General features: G+C 73.1%; 12 protein-coding genes and 1 pseudogene. 5 read left to right on the top strand and 8 right to left on the bottom strand.

The window, feature by feature from the left end; all coding sequences use genetic code 11:
• Positions 1-109: 109 nt before the first annotated feature.
• The 5 genes and pseudogenes from AC5R91_RS09035 to AC5R91_RS09015 all read right to left on the bottom strand — a co-directional run bounded on the left by AC5R91_RS09035 (position 110) and on the right by AC5R91_RS09015 (position 6,483).
• A complete protein-coding gene (locus AC5R91_RS09035; protein WP_495396701.1) occupies positions 110-1,096 on the bottom strand; it encodes a carbohydrate kinase family protein in 987 nt (328 codons plus the stop codon).
• A 108-nt stretch (positions 1,097-1,204) separates the two neighbouring features.
• Positions 1,205-2,196 (bottom strand): annotated as a pseudogene (locus tag AC5R91_RS09030) (ADP-ribosylglycohydrolase family protein).
• 219 nt (positions 2,197-2,415) lie between these two features.
• A complete protein-coding gene (locus AC5R91_RS09025; protein WP_495396700.1) occupies positions 2,416-2,727 on the bottom strand; it encodes a helix-turn-helix domain-containing protein in 312 nt (103 codons plus the stop codon).
• Positions 2,728-2,764: 37 nt separating this feature from the next.
• The gene (locus AC5R91_RS09020) at positions 2,765-4,837 is read right to left on the bottom strand and encodes an NAD-binding protein (RefSeq protein WP_495396699.1); all 2,073 of its coding nucleotides are present in this window, start codon (positions 4,835-4,837) and stop codon (positions 2,765-2,767) included.
• Positions 4,838-4,992: 155 nt separating this feature from the next.
• Entirely contained in the window at positions 4,993-6,483 is a 1,491-nt protein-coding gene (locus AC5R91_RS09015) for a short-chain fatty acyl-CoA regulator family protein (protein ID WP_495396698.1), read from the bottom strand.
• A 191-nt stretch (positions 6,484-6,674) separates the two neighbouring features.
• Here AC5R91_RS09015 and aceA point away from each other — a divergent pair, with 191 nt between their 5' ends.
• The 4 genes from aceA to AC5R91_RS08995 all read left to right on the top strand — a co-directional run bounded on the left by aceA (position 6,675) and on the right by AC5R91_RS08995 (position 11,480).
• Positions 6,675-8,042, top strand: coding sequence for an isocitrate lyase (aceA, locus tag AC5R91_RS09010; RefSeq protein WP_495396697.1), 1,368 nt, complete (start codon positions 6,675-6,677; stop codon positions 8,040-8,042).
• Position 8,043: 1 nt separating this feature from the next.
• Positions 8,044-9,684, top strand: a complete 1,641-nt coding sequence (aceB, locus tag AC5R91_RS09005; protein ID WP_495396696.1) for a malate synthase A — start codon at positions 8,044-8,046, stop codon at positions 9,682-9,684.
• 273 nt (positions 9,685-9,957) lie between these two features.
• Entirely contained in the window at positions 9,958-10,698 is a 741-nt protein-coding gene (locus tag AC5R91_RS09000; protein WP_495396695.1) for an SDR family NAD(P)-dependent oxidoreductase, read from the top strand.
• A gap of 86 nt (positions 10,699-10,784) precedes the next feature.
• A complete protein-coding gene (locus tag AC5R91_RS08995) occupies positions 10,785-11,480 on the top strand; it encodes a TetR/AcrR family transcriptional regulator (RefSeq protein WP_495396694.1) in 696 nt (231 codons plus the stop codon).
• Between the two features lie 176 nt (positions 11,481-11,656).
• Here AC5R91_RS08995 and AC5R91_RS08990 read toward each other — a convergent pair whose 3' ends face one another.
• From AC5R91_RS08990 to AC5R91_RS08980, 3 genes are all read right to left on the bottom strand, one after another.
• Positions 11,657-13,069, bottom strand: a complete 1,413-nt coding sequence (locus tag AC5R91_RS08990) for an aldehyde dehydrogenase family protein (protein ID WP_495396693.1) — start codon at positions 13,067-13,069, stop codon at positions 11,657-11,659.
• Positions 13,069-14,175, bottom strand: a complete 1,107-nt coding sequence (locus AC5R91_RS08985) for an AMP-binding protein (RefSeq protein ID WP_495396692.1) — start codon at positions 14,173-14,175, stop codon at positions 13,069-13,071. Before AC5R91_RS08985 ends, AC5R91_RS08990 begins: the two co-directional genes overlap by 1 nt.
• 184 nt (positions 14,176-14,359) lie before the next feature.
• On the bottom strand, positions 14,360-15,028 hold the full coding sequence (locus AC5R91_RS08980; RefSeq protein WP_495396691.1) for a TetR/AcrR family transcriptional regulator: 669 nt from the start codon (positions 15,026-15,028) through the stop codon (positions 14,360-14,362).
• Between the two features lie 120 nt (positions 15,029-15,148).
• Between AC5R91_RS08980 and AC5R91_RS08975 the strand changes: the two genes are divergently transcribed.
• On the top strand, positions 15,149-16,756 hold the full coding sequence (locus AC5R91_RS08975) for an MFS transporter (protein ID WP_495396690.1): 1,608 nt from the start codon (positions 15,149-15,151) through the stop codon (positions 16,754-16,756).
• Positions 16,757-16,830: the final 74 nt, after the last annotated feature.

Below are 16,830 nucleotides of genomic sequence, written 5' to 3'. Positions count from 1 at the left end.
CACGCGACGCCGTGGGGGAGCGTAGTGCGGAACCGCGCCGCATCGCCGCCCCTGTCGAGCAGCCGATACGCGACGAACGCCGCAGGTCGGATCGGACCGGCCCGCTGCGTCAGCCGCCGCCCGACGGCCGGCCGCCCGGGGCGCGCAGGAGGTCGTCGATGTGCCCGGCGGTGACGTGGACGGCCGTGCCGGCGGAGCCGACCGCGCAGCCGGCGACGAGGACGGCGCGCCGGGCCGCCGCGTCGGGATCGCCGGTGGCGAGCCAGTAGTGCAGGAAGCCGGCGCACAGCGCGTCCCCGGCGCCGGTGGTGTCGAGGACACCATGCGGGGCCTGGGCGGGCAGGTGGCGTGGCGGACGATCCCGGACGGCGAGCAGGCAGCCGTCGCCGCCCATCCCGATGAGCACGATCCGGGCCGGGTAGCGGCTCAGCAGGGCGGCGGCGGTGTCGGCGGGGCTGGCCGCCAGGCGCTCGGCGGAGCAGAGCACGATGGTCGCCGCCGCCAACCACGGGCGGCTGTACGCGTCGCCCGCATCCTCGATGGTCTGCACGTCGACGGCGATCGGCACGCCGGCGGCCTGGGCGATGGGGATCAGGTCGCGGACGAAGCCCGCGGTTGTCAGCACGGCGAGCCGCGCGCCCGCGAGCAGGTCACGCAACACCGGCGGCGGGTAGCGGGCGGTGGCGAGGTCGGCGAGGTCGGTATGCACCTGCCGGTTCCCGTGCGGATCGACCAGGACGGCGGACATCGCGCTGTTCGCCGTCGGCAGCACCCCGGCGCCGGGGCCCGAGCCGTCCCCGTCCCCGTCCCCGTCTTCGTCGAGCAGGCCGAGGCGTCGCAGTTCGGCGCGGATCACCGTCCCCGCCGGATCGTCCCCGACGAGGGTCGCCAGCGACGCCGGTGTGCCGAGCGCGCCCAGCGTCCTGGCGACGTTCAGCCCGACGCCGGAGGCCGCGAGCCGAAGCTGCCCGGTCGTGTACCGAACGGGCGCGTAGGCGATGGGAAACCCGTCCACCGGCACCGTCTGCTGCACGTTCACCACCCCGGCCACGACCACATGACCGGTCCGACGATCAGGGTCGGCGCGGCTGTGCACGAATGCCTCCCACCTCGGCCGTCTCGCGGATCGCCGTTCGGGGAGACCGCGTGAGGTGTTCCGCGGAACCCCGAGCCCTGGCCCCCGAGCCCTTGACCCCCGGACCTGTCAGTGGCCGGGGTAGCGGGCGGCCCAGGGCGTCGTTGGCGCTCCGAAGGCGTCCGCGACGGACGCGGTGTTCTCGAGCTCGGTCACGAGATCATCGGCCACCTGCCCGACGAGCTCGTAGCCCTCGAGCTCGCGAACCCAGTCTGCCGGCAACGCCTGCTCGCCGCCGACGACACCGACCAGGTTGCCACAGATTGCCCCGGTCGAATCGCTGTCGCCGGAATGGTTCACCGCGGCGAGCAGGGCCGCGCGCGGATCGTCCGCCGCGGCCACCGTGCAGTACACCGCGATCGACAGCGCCTCCTCGGCGATCCAGCCGCCGCCCAGCGACTCCACGCGTTCCGGCGTCGGCGCACCCTCCGCCGCCCGGCTGAGGGCGGCCCGCAGCGCCGCGGTCACCTCACGGCCGTTCCGCTCGGCTGAGAGCCGGGCGAGGGCCGACACCGTCGCGTCGGCGATGCTCGCCCCGTCCAGGGCCGTCGCGATAATCCAGGCCAACGCCCCCGCGGCCAGATAGCCGGTCGGATGACCGTGGGTGAGCACCGCTCCTTCCACCGCATGATCGAAGCTGGTCTCGGCGCCCCGGCGGAGCAGCCCGAACGGTGCTGAGCGCATCACCGCACCGCAGCCCTTGCTGTCGGGGTTGGCCGGCCGCGCGAGGGTGCCCATCGTGTCGCGTCGCAGGCCCGACAGGCAGGCGTTCCCCGGGGCCCGCCGCGCGTACAGCAACGGCCGGGCCACCAGCCAGCCGTCGGCGCCGTCCAGCGCTTCGTCGGCGGGATGCGTTCGCGTCTGCGTCGTCAACCAGCGGCGATAGGCGCCCCACAGCACCGAAGGCGGATCGACGATGCCTTTCGACCGGCCGCGCACGGACGCGCGGATCAGGCCCTCCGCCGTGAACAGGTCATTTGGGTGTCGTCGGTGAGCGGGGCATGAACGCCGTAGGCGTTCGTCAGCCCGACAACACCGGCGGGCCCGTGCTCCTGCCGGATGTCGGCCAGGGACCGGAACTCGCTGCCGGCGCCGAGCGCGTCGCGCCCCGCCCACCAGGCAACCGCGGACCCGGTCGCCGTAAGTCAGGCTGGCGCCGTCGGAATCGGGCTCGGAATCGGGCTCGGAATCGGGCATTGTGAGTTCGGTTCCCTCGCCTTCCTCATGTCTCCTCGCGCGTCACCCGGTCTTGGATCGCCGAAAATCTTACCGGAGCGGATTCATCGCCCCGTAGGGCGTCTGGGCTCGCCACCCGGCCGGCGCCCGTGGTCCGGGAGAACGTGGGCGTAGCGGGCCGGGCTGGTGGCGAGCATGCGGCGGAAGTGCCTGGTCAGGTGGGCCTGGTCGTAGAAGCCGGCGAGCGTGGCGACCTCGGCCGGGCGGTGGCCGGCGAGCAGCAGGCGGCGGGCCAGGTCCACCCGGCGGCCGGTGAGGTAGCGGTGGGGCGGCAGACCGAACTCCTGGTGGAAGGCATCGCCCTGCACGGCCCGCGCAACGCCGTCGACAAGGCGCTCAAGGGCGCCCGCATGCACCCCTGACCGGGCCTCCCTCGACAGCCGGCGGCATCCGTCAGGTTCCGGCGACCTCCGGGGGGTCTGCGGCGAAGTCGTGCTCGGCCCGTGCCGCGGCCGTGGGTGTGGGTGTGGGTGTGGGTACCGGGCGGTGCTGGGCGGGGACGTCGACGCGTTGGTTGCGGCGGACCATGTCGACGATCTGCGTGACGGGGCCGACGACGAGCAGCTCGTCCCCCGGCCGTAGTCGGGTGTGGCGGCCGGGTCGGTAGTCCGGTTCGTCCGGTTCGCCGGCGCCGGTTCCGTCGTCGGGTCGGCTTCCGGCGGCGGTCGTGACGGCGAGGACGCGGGTTCCAGTGGACAGCTCGCGCAGGGTGGGGCCGACCAGCGCCCCGCCGGCGTTGACGGTCATCCGGGCGACGAGGAAGGGGGTGCGTTCCACGTAGAAGGTGCTCAGCACGTCGTAGCCCAACGCGGCCCCGACGAAGTACGGGGTGGCCAGCGCCGAGGCGCTGCGGGCGGTGTGGATGCCGAACCGGCGCTCGACCTCGTCGGCCATCGTCGTGTCGAAGATCCGCAGGACGACGCGCAGGTCGGGCTCGTGTGCCTGGGCCCCGGGCGGGCGGGCGCGGCCGTAGGAACGACCGCCGGCGCGCCGCGCCGTCTCCCGGGCGACGCGGGCGCCGCGCAGCTCGCCGTGGGCCTCCCGGGCGGACAGCACCGTCTCAAGGTTCGCCACCCCGTCGCTGGTCAGCGCGGCGAGCGTGGTTGCGTGGGCGAGGCCGGCCTCCAGCAGGGTGGATCGTACGGTCGCGTCTCCGATGATCACCGGTACCCCGCGTTCGCGGGCCACGGGCAGGTACCGGTTGTTCTCGTCCCGTTCGATGACCACCACCTGGCGGCCGGCGCGCACCAGGCCGTCCATCGTCGCGACCCCGACCGAGCCGAGGCCGGACAGGATGACGTGCCCGCGCACCGCCCCCGCCCGGCCGCGGCCCAGGGCGCGTTCGAGCCGGCGACTGATGATCACATTCGTGATGAAGGCGTAGACCACCGCGATCGACAGCGCGCCGAACAGCATCAGCCCGATGCCGAAGATCTGCAGCCACTCGTCGGCCGCACCGAAGTTGAAGTCGCCGTAGCCGACCGTCGCCATCGTCTCGACGGTGAGGTAGAGCGCGTCGAGCGGGCCGAAGTCGGGCGGGGCGGCGTGGTTGTGATCGGTGTAGGTCAGCGACAGCACGACCGTGCTGACGATCAGGATCGCGGCGACGGCGGCGAGGGCCAGCCGGAACGGCCGGTCCAGCTCCCCGCGGATCATCGAGAGGAACTCCCGCAGCCGGGCGGCCGTTCCGCGCCGGGCCCGCGCCCCGCCCCCACGGTCGGCCGAGCCGCCGCCGAGGGCGGCGAACAGCCGCGCGTCGTGCAGGCCGGAGACGGTCATGCCCCGCTCGTCGAACTCGGCGAGGCGGCCGAGGACGGTCAGTCGGTCACCGGGGTGCAGCGGGGTGTCGCGCGGCGGGCAGACCTCGGCGTCGCGGGCGTCGGCGCGGCGCAGCGAGATCGGGGTGAGATCACCGTAGCGGGCCCGGAAGGCGCCCCGTCCGGTGATCTCCTCCTCGATCACGGCGAACACCTCGGCGTCGGCGCGGGCGTCCATCGTGAAGGCATGCGTGACGTCGGAGCGCACGCAGGCCTCGACGAAGCTCGGTCCGGCGAGCTCCGCCAGGTTCAACACCCGCACCTGGCTGAGCGCGTCGGCGAGCTGGTCGCCGAGTTGGGTGTTGTTGACGCCGACGACCAGCCGGACGCCGGGGGCGACGTCGGCGGCGAGCAGCGCCGTCTCCAGGTTGTCGAGGTCGGCCTCGTGGCAGATCACCACGGCGAGCGACGCGGCGATGCCGGCCTCCTGCAGTGCCTCGGCCGCGTGCGGGCTTTCGAGCAGGACCTGCACCCCGCTGCGTTCCAGCCGGCGTCGCGCGACGTCGGTGAGCCGGTCGTCGACCGCCACCACCGCGACGCCGGACGCCTGCAACTGCTCGGCGACGCGCAGCCCCATCTTGCTCAGCCCGGCCACGATGACGTGCCCGGACCTGCCGGCGCGATCGGACCCCCCGGGATCCGTCGGCATGCCTCCCCCTTCCCGGCGGGCACCAGGCCCACGGACCGGCGCCACAGGCCGGGCCCACGGCGTGGGCCGTGACGACGGAATGCCGCGTTGAGCTGGGCCGATGCAACCGTTTCCGCGAGAGGCCAGTCTCGCATGCCGGCGCCGACCCGTCCGGGTCAGGAGTTGATGTCGGCCGGGTAGGGGGCGAAGGTGCCGCGGTTCTCGTCGAGGGCGAGGCTGCGGCCGATCTGCGGGAAGGCCCGTTGGGCGCAGGCGACCCGCTCGCAGACCTTGCAGCCGATCCCGATCGGCACCGCGGCCGCCGGATCGTCCAGATTGAGCCCGGTCGAATACACCAGCCGGCTGGCATGGCGCAGTTCGCAGCCGAGCCCGATGGCAAACGTCTTGCCGGGACGACCGAAACGGCCATAGCCCCGACTGACCGTGCGGGCAATCCAGAAGTAACTGCGTCCGTCCGGCATCGTGGCGATCTGGGTGTGAATCTTTCCGGGGGCGGCGAGCGCCTCGTACACATTCCACAGCGGACACGTTCCGCCGGCGCGGGAGAAATGGAATCCGGTGGCCGACTGGCGTTTCGACATGTTGCCCGCGCGATCCACCCGGATGAAGGAGAACGGAACGCCCCGGGCCCGGGGGCGCTGGAGTGTGCTCAGCCGGTGGCAGATCGTCTCGAAGCCCATGCCGAAATGCTCGGAGAGCCGTTCGATGTCGTAGCGGAACCGTTCGGACGTGGTGTGGAACACATTATAGGGGAGGATCAGGGCGGCGGCGAAGTAGTTCGCCAGCCCGATCCGGGTCAGCGTCCGGGCCGGGGGGCCGCTGAGCATGCCCTCGTCGGTGAGCCGGGTGACCAGGTCGTCGAACTCGGCGAAGGCGAGCTGCAGCGCCATCCGGAAGGCCCGCTGGCCTGGCCGCAGATGGCTGGACAGGGTCAGCACCCGGGTCTGCGGGTCGAAGCGGTGCAGCACGTCGACGTCGAGTTCGCGGTCGAGATCGCGCCCGTCGTCACGGCCGTCGCGCCCGCCGTCGCGGGGGCCGCCAAGGTCCGGGCCGGGCTCGCGGCTGTGCACGCGGATGCCGTGGTAGGCCAGCCGCTCGACCAGCACCGCGTGCACCCGGCCGCGGGTCAGGCCGATCTCGCCGGCAAGCCGCTCGGCGGCGTCGTCGAGCTCGCCGACGTAGTTCTGGCGCTGGTAGAAGAAGTCCCGGACCTCCTCGTCCGGCATCGGCGCCGGTGCGGGCCCCGCCGGTTCCGGCCCGCGGGCGCCGGTGAGCGCGGCCAGGCGCTCGTTGGCCTGCCGGTAGCGGCGGTGCAGCGTGATCAGCGCGTGGGCGGTCTGCGGGAGCTGCTCGGCGAGCTGGGCGGCGTCGGTGGCCGGCACCTTCAGGCCGATCGTGCCGTCGGAGAGGACCTCCCGGACCTCCGCGATCAGTCGGGTCACGTCGTGCGCGGCGAAGAAGCCGGCGTCGACGCCGAATGCCTCGGTGATGCGTAGCAGGACCGGTACGGTGAGCGGCCGGGAGTTGTGCTCGATCTGGTTGAGGTAGCTGGGGGAGATGCCGAGCAGGCGCGCCAGCTCGACCTGGCTCATGGCCCGTTCCTCGCGCAGTTCCCGTAACCGGGTCCCGACAAAAGTCTTCTGCATCCGCTCTCCCTCGCTGACTGGGAGGATAGCCGACCGGCTGCCAACATGCCATTTGCAGGATTCGCAAAGGCGGCCCGGAAGATTCGCAGGACTTGGCTCGTTGGGCCGCTCGACCAGGCCGAATCGCTGTGACAGCTTCGAAAAGGAGGGTGATCCGCGCTATTCCGACTCCAGGGCAGGGAGAGATCGACATGGCCGAGACGACCACGACGGCGACCACGGCGGGGACGACCACCGCGGCGAACGGGGCGGCGAACGGCGCCGCGCAGGCGGCGGCCGCGGAGCTGGCCGCCCGGTGGGCGACGGACCCGCGGTGGGCGGGCATCGAGCGCACCTACGGCGCCGCCGATGTGATCAAGCTGCGCGGCAGCGTCCTGGAGGAGCACACGCTGGCGCGCCGCGGCGCGGAGAAGCTGTGGGCGCTCCTGCACGACACCGACTACGTGCACGCCCTGGGCGCGCTGACCGGCAACCAGGCCGTGCAGCAGGTCAAGGCCGGGCTCAAGGCCATCTACCTGTCCGGCTGGCAGGTCGCCGCGGACGCGAACCTGTCCGGCCAGACCTACCCGGACCAGAGCCTCTACCCGGCGAACTCGGTCCCGGCGGTGGTCCGCCGGATCAACAACGCGCTGCTGCGCGCCGACCAGATCACCTGGGCCGAGGGCGTCGCAGACGCCCCCGACTGGCTGGTGCCGATCGTCGCCGACGCCGAGGCCGGCTTCGGCGGCGTCCTCAACGCCTTCGAGCTGATGAGCGCGATGATCACGGCCGGCGCCGCCGGGGTGCACTGGGAGGACCAGCTCGCCTCGGAGAAGAAGTGCGGCCACCTCGGCGGCAAGGTGCTCATCCCCACCGGCCAGCACATCCGCACCCTCAACGCCGCACGCCTGGCCGCCGACGTCGCCGACGTGCCTTCGGTCATCGTCGCCCGCACCGACGCGCAGGCCGCGACGCTGATCACCAGTGACGTCGACGAGCGCGACCTGCCCTTCGTCACCGGCGAGCGCACCGCCGAGGGCTTCTACCGGGTGCGCGACGGCGTCGAGCCGTGCATCGCCCGGGGCCTGGCCTACGCCCCCTACGCAGACCTGCTGTGGATGGAGACCTCCACCCCGGACCTGGAGATCGCCCGCCAGTTCGCCGAGGCGATCAAGGCCCAGTTCCCGGACCAGATGCTGTCCTACAACTGCTCGCCGTCGTTCAACTGGCGGGCGCACCTCGACGACGCCACCATCGCGAAGTTCCAGCGCGAACTCGGCCACATGGGCTACAAGTTCCAGTTCATCACGCTGGCCGGATTCCACGCGCTGAACCACTCGATGTTCTCCCTCGCCCACGGCTACGCCCGTGAGGGCATGACCGCCTACGTCGACCTGCAGGAACGCGAGTTCGCCAGCGAGGCCGACGGCTACACCGCGACCCGTCACCAGCGCGAGGTCGGCACCGGCTACTTCGACCTGGTGAGCACCGCCATCAACCCGACGAGCGACACCGTCGCGCTGCGCGGTTCCACCGAGGAAGCCCAGTTCACCGCGACCGGCGCCGGCACGGGGCACTGAGATGCCGGCACCGCGCGGCGGTCGGATCGAGGTCGTCGGCGAGCCCGGTGAGCCTCGGGAGCGTTTCCGGGAAATCCTGACGCCGCAGGCGCTGGAATTCCTCATCGCGCTGGACACCGTCTTCGCCGCGCGGTGGGCCGGCCTGCTCGCCGCCCGGCGCGAGCGGCGCCTGCTGCTCGCCTCCGGGGCGGCCGTCCTGGACTTCCTGCCGGAGACGGCGGCCATCCGCGCCGACGAGTCGTGGCAGGTCGCGGGCGCGGCGCCCGGCCTGACCGACCGGCGGGTGGAGATCACCGCGCCGACCGAGCGGACGGCGACGGTCACCGCGCTGAACTCCGGCGCCCGGGTGTGGCTGGCGGACTTCGCGGACACCACGGCGCCGACCTGGTTCAACGTGATCGCGGGCCAGCTCAGCCTGCTCGACGCGATCGAGGGCCGGCTCGAGGTCACCACGTCGACCGGCCGCCGCCACCGGGTCGGGCCGGACCCGGCGACGATCGTCGTCCGACCCCGCGGCTGGCACCTCGGCGAGCACCACCTGCTCATCGACGGCCGGCCGATGTCCGCGAGCCTGGTCGACTTCGGCCTGTACTTCTTCCACTGCGCCCGCCGTCAGCTCGCCCGGGGCAGCGGACCGTACTTCTGCCTGCCGAAGCTGGAGGGTCATCGCGAGGCGCGGCTGTGGAACGACGTGTTCGTGTTCGCCCAGCAGCGGCTCGGCCTGGCGCGGGGCACGATCCGGGCGACCGTGCCCATCGAGACGATCCCCGCGGCCCTCGAGATGGAGGAGATCCTCTACGAGCTGCGCGAGCACTGCGCCGGCCTGTACGCCGCCGGACGCTGGGACCACGTGGCCAGCATCATCAAGACCGTCGGGGCCCGGGCCGAGGCGTTCGTGCTCCCCGACCTGGCCCAGGTGACGAGGACGGCGCCGTTCCTGCGGGCGTACACCGCGCTGCTCGTGCGGACCTGTCACCGCCGCGGCGCGTACGCGATCGGGGGGACGGCGGCGTTCGTCCCCGGCCGGGATCCCGAGGTCGACGCCCGGGCGCTCGACCAGGTCCGCCGGGACCTGCGGCGGGAAGCCGACGAGGGGTTCGACGGCGCCGGGGTGGCCCATCCGGGACTGGTGGCGGTGTGCGAGGCGGCGTTCGACGCCCGCCTCGGCGCCGCGCCCCACCAGCTCGACCGGCCGCTGCCGGACGTGTCGGTGACCGCGGCGGACCTGCTCGACGTCGCCTCGGCCGGCGGCACGGTCACCGAGGCGGGGCTGCGCGGCAGCATCGCGGTGGCGCTGCGCTACCTCGACGCCTGGCTGCGCGGCACCGGCGCGTTGGCGATCGGCGGCGTGATGACGGACACCGCCACCGCGGAGGTCGCCCGCTGCCAGGTCTGGCAGTGGATCCACCACGGCACGCAGCTCGCCGACGGCCGCCCGGTCACCCGGCACCTCGCCGAACGCCTGCTCGCCGAGGAGTTGACCGTGCTGCGCGCCGAGCGCGGCAGCGCCCCGAGCCGCCTCGACGAGGCCCGCGAGGTGTTCGTCGAGACCGCCCTGGGCGAGACGCTGCCCGAGTTCTTCACCACCGTCGCCTACACCGACTACCTGACGAGACGCCCCCGCGCCCTCGTCCGGATCTGACCCGCCGCCCGCCGCCCGCCGCCCGCCGCCGCGCGCCGCCGCCGCCGTCCGCCACCCCCACCCCCACCCGCTGGCAGCCACCCGCCCCGCGCGTACCCGCCTGGGTTTCGGCCGGGCGGAGCCCGGTTGCGGTGCGTTCTGCACGGTCTCGGCCGTGATGCCGGGCAGAACGCACCGCAGGGGGCTCCGCGGTCCTGCAATGGGTAGACCGGTCTGTCTATTCTTGGGTCGCCGATAGACAGACAGGTCTACTCGATGGGTGGGGGACGGACCATGGCGAGCAACGTGGGTACCGGCGAGCGTCGGGGTGTGGCGTTGGTGACGGGGTCGACCGGAGGGATCGGCCGGGCGACGGCCCGCGCCCTGGCCGCGGACGGCTACGCGGTGATCGTGCACGGCCGGGACGCCGACCGAGGTGCGGCGGCCGTGGCGGAGATCGAGCAGGCCGGCGGCGAGGCCCGCTTCCTCGCCGCGGACCTGTCCGACGCGGCGGCGGTCGAGCGCCTGGCGAAGGAGGCCGGCGAGGTCGACGTTCTGGTCAACAACGCCGGCGCGTCGTGGTTCGGGCCGAGCGCTCAGCTCGACACCGCGACCTTCGACGCCCTGTTCGCGGGGAACGTCCGTGCCGCCTACCAGCTCGTCGCCGCGCTCGCGCCCGGGATGGCCGAGCGCGGCGCGGGCAGCATCATCAGCGTCGACAGCATGGCCGGCCGGGTCGGGCTGGCCGGCGGTGCGGCCTACGGCGCGACCAAGGCGGCGCTGACGGCGATGAGCCGCGCCTGGGCGGCCGAGTTCAGCCCGGCGGGGGTGCGGGTCAACACGATCGCCCCCGGCCCGGTGTACTCCGACGGCGCCCGGCCCGACTTCATCGCCCAGCTCGGCACGACCACCCTGCTCGGCCGCGCCGCGCAGGTCGACGAGATCGCCGGGGTCGTCGCCTTCCTGGCCTCGCCCGCGGCGAGCTACATCACGGGTGCGGTCATCCCCGTCGACGGCGGGCGCAGCGCCGTGTGAGTAACCCGCCGCGGCGCGGCATACCGTTGGATGGACTGATCTGTCTGATGACGCTGATTCGTCCGAAGAACGTGGAGGTGAGGCGCGTGGCCGCCACGAGGGCCCGGCGAGCGCAGGCCGGCGCGGCGGAACACCGTCCGGCGCGGGAACGGTTGCTCGCCGCCGCCGACGAGTTGTTCTACGCCGAAGGCGTCCAGACGGTGGGCATCGACCGGATCATCGAGCGGGCCGGGGTCGCCAAGGCGTCGCTGTACAACACCTTCGGCAGCAAGGAGGAGTTGGTCCGCGCCTACCTGGCCGGCCGGCATGCCGGCACCACCGAACGGCTCCTGCGGGCGGTGGACAGTGCTCCTGACCCCCGGTCCCGCCTGCTGGCGATCTTCGATGCGCAGGGCGAGCTGTTCGCCGAGCGCGACTTCCGCGGTTGCGCGTTCGTCACGGCCAGCGCCGAGGCGCCGCCGGGCGGTTCGGTGGAACGCGCCGCAGACGACTACCGGGCCTGGATCCTCGCCCTGTTCACCGACCTCGCCCGGCAGGCCGGCGCCGCCGATCCGGCGACACTGGGCCGCCAGCTTCAGGTCATCTACGACGGGGCGGGCCTGGGCGCCCGGATGGACCGCACCCCCCAGCTCGCCGCCACCGCCCACGCCATGGCTGAAACGCTGCTCGATGCGGTGATCCCGGCGAGCCGGCAGGACGCCCCGGCATCGGCCGCCGCATCGCCGACGGTGCAGATGCCCCTGCCAGTGCCGGCCCCGGCACAGCCCTTTCCGGCAGACTGACGGCTGGGCGGCTGGTTGGGAGTCTGGACCAGGCCGGCCCTTGTCGAGGCCGGGCTCCGTCGCGCCGGCTGATCCTGGTGCGCTTGAGGAACATCCCGAGATCGGCTGTGCGCAGGTCGGCTTGGGGCGGCGCGGCGTCCGGCCCCTCGTCGACGTTCGACTGGGCCCCTGCTGGCTCAGTCCCGCAGGACGGTCTTGGTGCGCATGAGGAACTCGCCGAGGTAGCCGTCGTGCGGGACGTCGGGGCGCATCCAGTAGGTGGGGTGGTCGCCGACGTAGACGTTGCTGATCGTCGGGTCGGCGACGAGCTGGTCGAGGAGGCGCTCGTCGGCGGTGAGGGCGGTCAGGACGAGGGAGTGGCGCAGCGGGCCGATCCCGTCGGCGGGCGACCAGGGGGCCACCCACACGCAGGGGAAGCCGAGCTCGAGGCCGGTCTGCGGCGCATCCGCCCGGTCGACCTGGAACACCGCCGGGCGCAGGGCGACCCCGCCGCCGGGCACGGGGTCGGTGATCCCGGCGCCGCCCAGGCGCGGCGTCGTGCCCGCCGCGTGGTCGAGCAGGAAGCGTTCCAGCGCCGCGGCCCGCTCGGTCGGCTGGCAGGGCAGCACCGCCCGGTCGTCCTCGGGGGGCAGGGTCGGGATGGCGCCGAGCCGCTCGGCGAGCGCCGCCGCGAGTGCGCCGGGGTCGGAGTCGGTGAACACCGCCGTCGCGTTGACGCAGGCGGTGCCGCCCTCGTCGCCGACCGAGTCGACCAGGGTGTCGAGATGGCGGTGCCAGTCCTCGCCGGCGAGCAGGATCTTCGAGCGCCCGGGACCCTGCACCAGCACCGTGGGATCCGCGCCGTACTTGGCGACCACGTCATCCCCGCCGTAGACCATGGCCAGGTCGGCGGCGGAGATGATCTCGTCGGCGACGGTGTGGTCGGTGGGCAGGAACGCCACCTGGTCGGCGCCGAACCCGGCCGCCCGCAGCGCGGTGATCAGCCGGTGCGCGGTGAGCGGCTCGCGCCGCGACGGGCGCACCGCGACCCGGTAGCCCAGCGCCAGCGCCTGCGGCCACAGGGCGTGCACGCCGGGATGGTTGCCGGCGGCGTGCACCGCGAAGACCTCCCCGCGCCGCGTCCACACCGCCCGTCCACCCTGGGTGGCCGGGTCGTGCCAGTCGTCGACGCTCGCCCGGGGCCGGGCCTGGCGGGCGTCCCGGCCGGCGCCGAGCAGCGCCCGCCAGGTCGTCTCGGTGGCGTGGCGCACGACCGAGATCGGCATCCCCGAGATCCGGCTGACCGCGTGGGAGTACTCGTCGACGGACAGTCCGGCGACGGTCTCGGTCGCGAACGCCTCCCCGGCCCGGGCGAGCGCGGCGAGCCGGTCGGCGGCCGGCAGCGGCTCGGCGGCCCGCAGCGCGGCGATGGCGCGATGCACGTACAGCGACGGTACGAGACTCAGCTCGGCGATCGGGACGCCGGCCAGGTCGGTGATCGGCAGCCGGTTACGGGACCGGTAGGGGCCGGCGGGGCCCAGCGCGTCGAGTTCGATGAGCTCGGCCGCACCGTCCGCGGGCGGCGCGGCGGACGAGGCCCCGGCCGTCATCAGTACACCCCCTCGATCACCGGCGAGTCGCCGAACACGGCGACCGGCGCGACGTCGGCCACGGAGTCGCCGACCTGCCCGGGCGGGGGTTCGATCCGGGTCGCCTCGTCGCGCTCGAGGTTGTTGGGCAGGAACGCCGACTTGCTGACGTGGTTCATCACCACGCGCCCGCGGCTGCCGTAGGGCACCGGTTCGCCGGTCTCCGGGTCGACCACGCGGAACGTGACGTAAGGGGAGAACGGGTCGAAGACGCAGGGGGCGTCCGGGGCGAGCCCGTCGCGTTCGACGGCGCTCGCGAGGATCATCGTGCTGCCGTACCGGCCGACCATCCGGGTCTGGGGGAAGACCTCCGTGCGCAGCAGGTACCGGGTGTCCGGGTCCATGTGCGCGCCGCCCCACTCGACGACCTGCACCCGATCGGCGATCAGCTTGCGCAGCTCGTCGTCGCGAACCAGCCGTTCCAGCAGCGGCGGCGTGGCGATCAGCACGCCGATGTCCTGCGACTCCAGCACGGCGCGGGCCTGGGCGACGATGTGCTCGGCGTACTGCTCAGCCTGCTCGGCGCGGCCCGCCGCGATGCACTTCTTCACCCAACGGGGATCGAGATCGACGGTGAAGCCCAGCCGGCCGCGGCGCCGGACGGACTCGCGGACGAACGCGCCGAACATGTGCGGCCCGCCGGGCGCGAGGGCGAGCCAGTCGACCGCCGCCGGGTAGTGGCGGGCGTCCATCTCCTGGTCGGTGCGGACGAGCAGCCGTTCCATCCAGTCGGCCATGAAGACGACATGCTTCGGGGGGCCGGTGGTGCCGCCGGAGTCGTAGACGCCGTACACCGCCGCGTCCTGGCCCGCGTAGCCCTGGGGGATCAGATCCCCGGCGGGCACGTGCCGCAGCCGATCGACGATGTTGGGGAACCTGGCGAGGTCGTCGGCGGTGTGGATGTCCTCGCGCGGGTCGAAGCCGAGGGTGTCGGCCTGGTCCAGCCAGAAGCGCGAACCCGTCCGCGGGTCGAAGTGCCAGCGCATCGCCGCTTCGATCAGTTCGGTCTCGTCCGGGATGAGGTCGACCGGGCCGTCGAGGATCGGATCGCGGTGCAGTGTCGTCATCTGATGCAGCCTCCTGCCGCCTGCGCGTGCCATGGCGGGCGACCGTGGCACGGCCGGCGCAGCCGCCCATCGGCGGACGCCCTGCCTTCGAGTGCAGGTCGAACGGCTGCGGCTGTCAACCGCAGTGATCGCGTGAGGGAGCAGTGATCGCAGGGAGCGGTGATCGTGCGGGGAGTCGGGCCGGTCAGCAGCCGGGGCCCAGCGGGCCGGCCTTCACGGCGGCCATCGCGTCGTTGATCAGGGGGGTGAGGTCGGTGCCGGTGGGCATCGTCGCCCAGGTCTCCAGGACGATGTTGAGCGCCGCCAGGGCACAGCCGGTCGCCACCTGGGTGGACAGGTCCGTGGGGGGCCGGCCGAGGCGGGGCGCCAGCGCCTCCGCCAGGGCGTTCTGGCCGCTGCGGGACGCCTCGACGAGCAGCCCCCGCATCCGGGGGAGCTCGGAGATGAGCCGCAGCAGGGTGCGGACCTCCTCGGGGTCCTTCTCCATGTTCGACCACATGTGCACCATCGCCCGGCCGAGGGCGTCGGCGGGATGCTCGTGCGCCGGCCGGTCCCGCAGCGCCGCGATGAGCTCGGTCAGCTCGAAGTGCACGGCCTCGCGGAGCATGTCCTCCTTGAACGGAAAGTAGCGGAACACCGTGCGCGGGCTCAGGTCCACCGCGACCGCCACATCCTCGACCGTGGTCGCGTCGTAACCGCGGGACATGAACAGGCGCAGGGCCGTGTCGGCGATCGTCGCGCGGATCCGCGCGCGCCGCCGCTCGGCCCGCGTCCGCTCGGCTCCACCGCCGCCGACCTCGGACGCGACCTCGAGGGAGCCCGAAGCCGGCGCCTCCCCGATCCTCGTCGTCACGGGTGTGATCATAGCGCGGACGAACGTGATTGTCATCTCTGACGGATTGGCAGAACTGACATTGTGGCATTGAATGTCAGGGAGCCGATCACTGTCGGCCGAGGTGGAGGGGGTCAGGACATGGCAACAACTACGGACGCGGCGCAATCGCCGCGCCACGCGGCCGGCGGGAGCGGCTCGGCTGGCGGTGGCACCAGCAGGCGGGGTCATCCGTGGCTCACCCTGGTCAGCGTCGCGCTCGGCGTGATCATGGTGGGGCTCGACGGCACCGTGGTGTCCATCGCGAACCCGCGGATCGCCGAGGACCTGCACGCATCGCTGTCGGATCTGCAGTGGGTGACCAACGCCTACCTGCTGGCGCTCGCGGTGCTGCTCATCCCGGCGGGCAAGCTGGGTGACCGGTTCGGCCGGCGGCTGATCTTCCTGATCGGCGTGGTCGGGTTCGCGCTGACGTCGCTCGCGGTCGGCCTCGTCGGCTCCATCGAGGGCGTGATCATCTTCCGGACGCTGCAGGGCGTCGCCGGAGCGCTGCTCATGCCGAACACGCTGGCGATCCTGCGCTCGGCCTTCCCGCCGGAGAAGCTGAACTCGGCCATCGGGATCTGGGGCGGCGCCTCGGCGATCTCGATCGCGGGCGGCCCGATCATCGGTGGCCTCCTCGTGGAGCACGTGTCCTGGGAGTCCGTCTTCTACATCAACGTCCCGGTGGGCGCGATCGCGCTGATCGTCGGGCTGTTCGTGCTCGCCGAGAGCCGCGACGAGTCGGGTTCCCACCGCTTCGACGCCCCCGGCCTGCTCACCCTGGGCGGCGGCCTGTTCGCGCTCGTCTTCGGGATGATCAAGGCGCAGGGCTGGGGCTGGGGTTCCGGCAAGACGATCGGCTTTCTGGTCGCCGCCGTCGTGCTGCTGGCGCTGTTCGTGGTCATCGAGACCCGGGTCCGCGCGCCGCTGCTGCCGATGCGCCTGTTCCGCAACCGCTCGCTCAGCCTGAGCACGCTCATCGTGACGCTGACCTTCTTCGCGATGTTCGGGGTGCTGTTCTTCCTCACCCTGTACCTGCAGAACGTGCACGGATACTCCGCCATCCAGGCCGGCGTGCGCACCCTGCCGCTGTCTGCGGTGTTCATGGTCAGCAGCCCGCTGGGCGCCGCCCTCAACGGCCGCTTCGGCCCGCGGGTCCCGATCACCATCGGGATGGCGTTGATGCTCGCGTCGTTCGTCGTGCTCACCCAGCTCGAGCCCGACTCGTCGTTCAACCTGCTGTGGCCGCCGTTCGTCGCCATCGGCGTCGGCGTCGGGCTCATCATCACCGCCGCGTCCGACGCGATCATCGGCAACGCGCCGATCGAGGACTCCGGGGTCGCCGGCGGCCTGCAGTCCACGGCGACGCAGCTCGGCGGGGTGCTCGGCACCGCGGTGCTCGGCTCCGTGCTCGCCAGCCGGGTCGGGTCGGTGCTGGTCGACCGGCTGGTCGGCGCCGGGGTGCCGGCGGAGCAGGCCGGCAAGCTCGCGCAGGCCAAGGAGCTCGTCGGCCAGGGCCTGGTGCCCCCGGCCACCGGCTCGTCCGCGTCCGTGCAGGGCGCGATCGAGGCCGGCAGCCATGCCGCGTTCATGAGCGGGCTGCACGTCGCCATGGTGATCGGCGCGGTGCTGTCCGGCGTCGCGATGGTGCTGGCGCTGTTCATCCGCCCCGGCCAGAACGCGGGGAACGCCGTCGCCCACGTGTAGTGCGGCCAGCGCGGCGGGATCCGGATCGCTCCGAGCGGGCGCCGGATCGCGCCGCGCCGCGGCGTGCGGGCACA

The sequence above is a fragment of the Frankia sp. BMG5.60 genome (assembly GCF_059428125.1).
The sequence above is the reverse complement of the archived record's forward strand: the minus strand, read 5'-3'. Positions and strand labels throughout refer to the sequence as shown.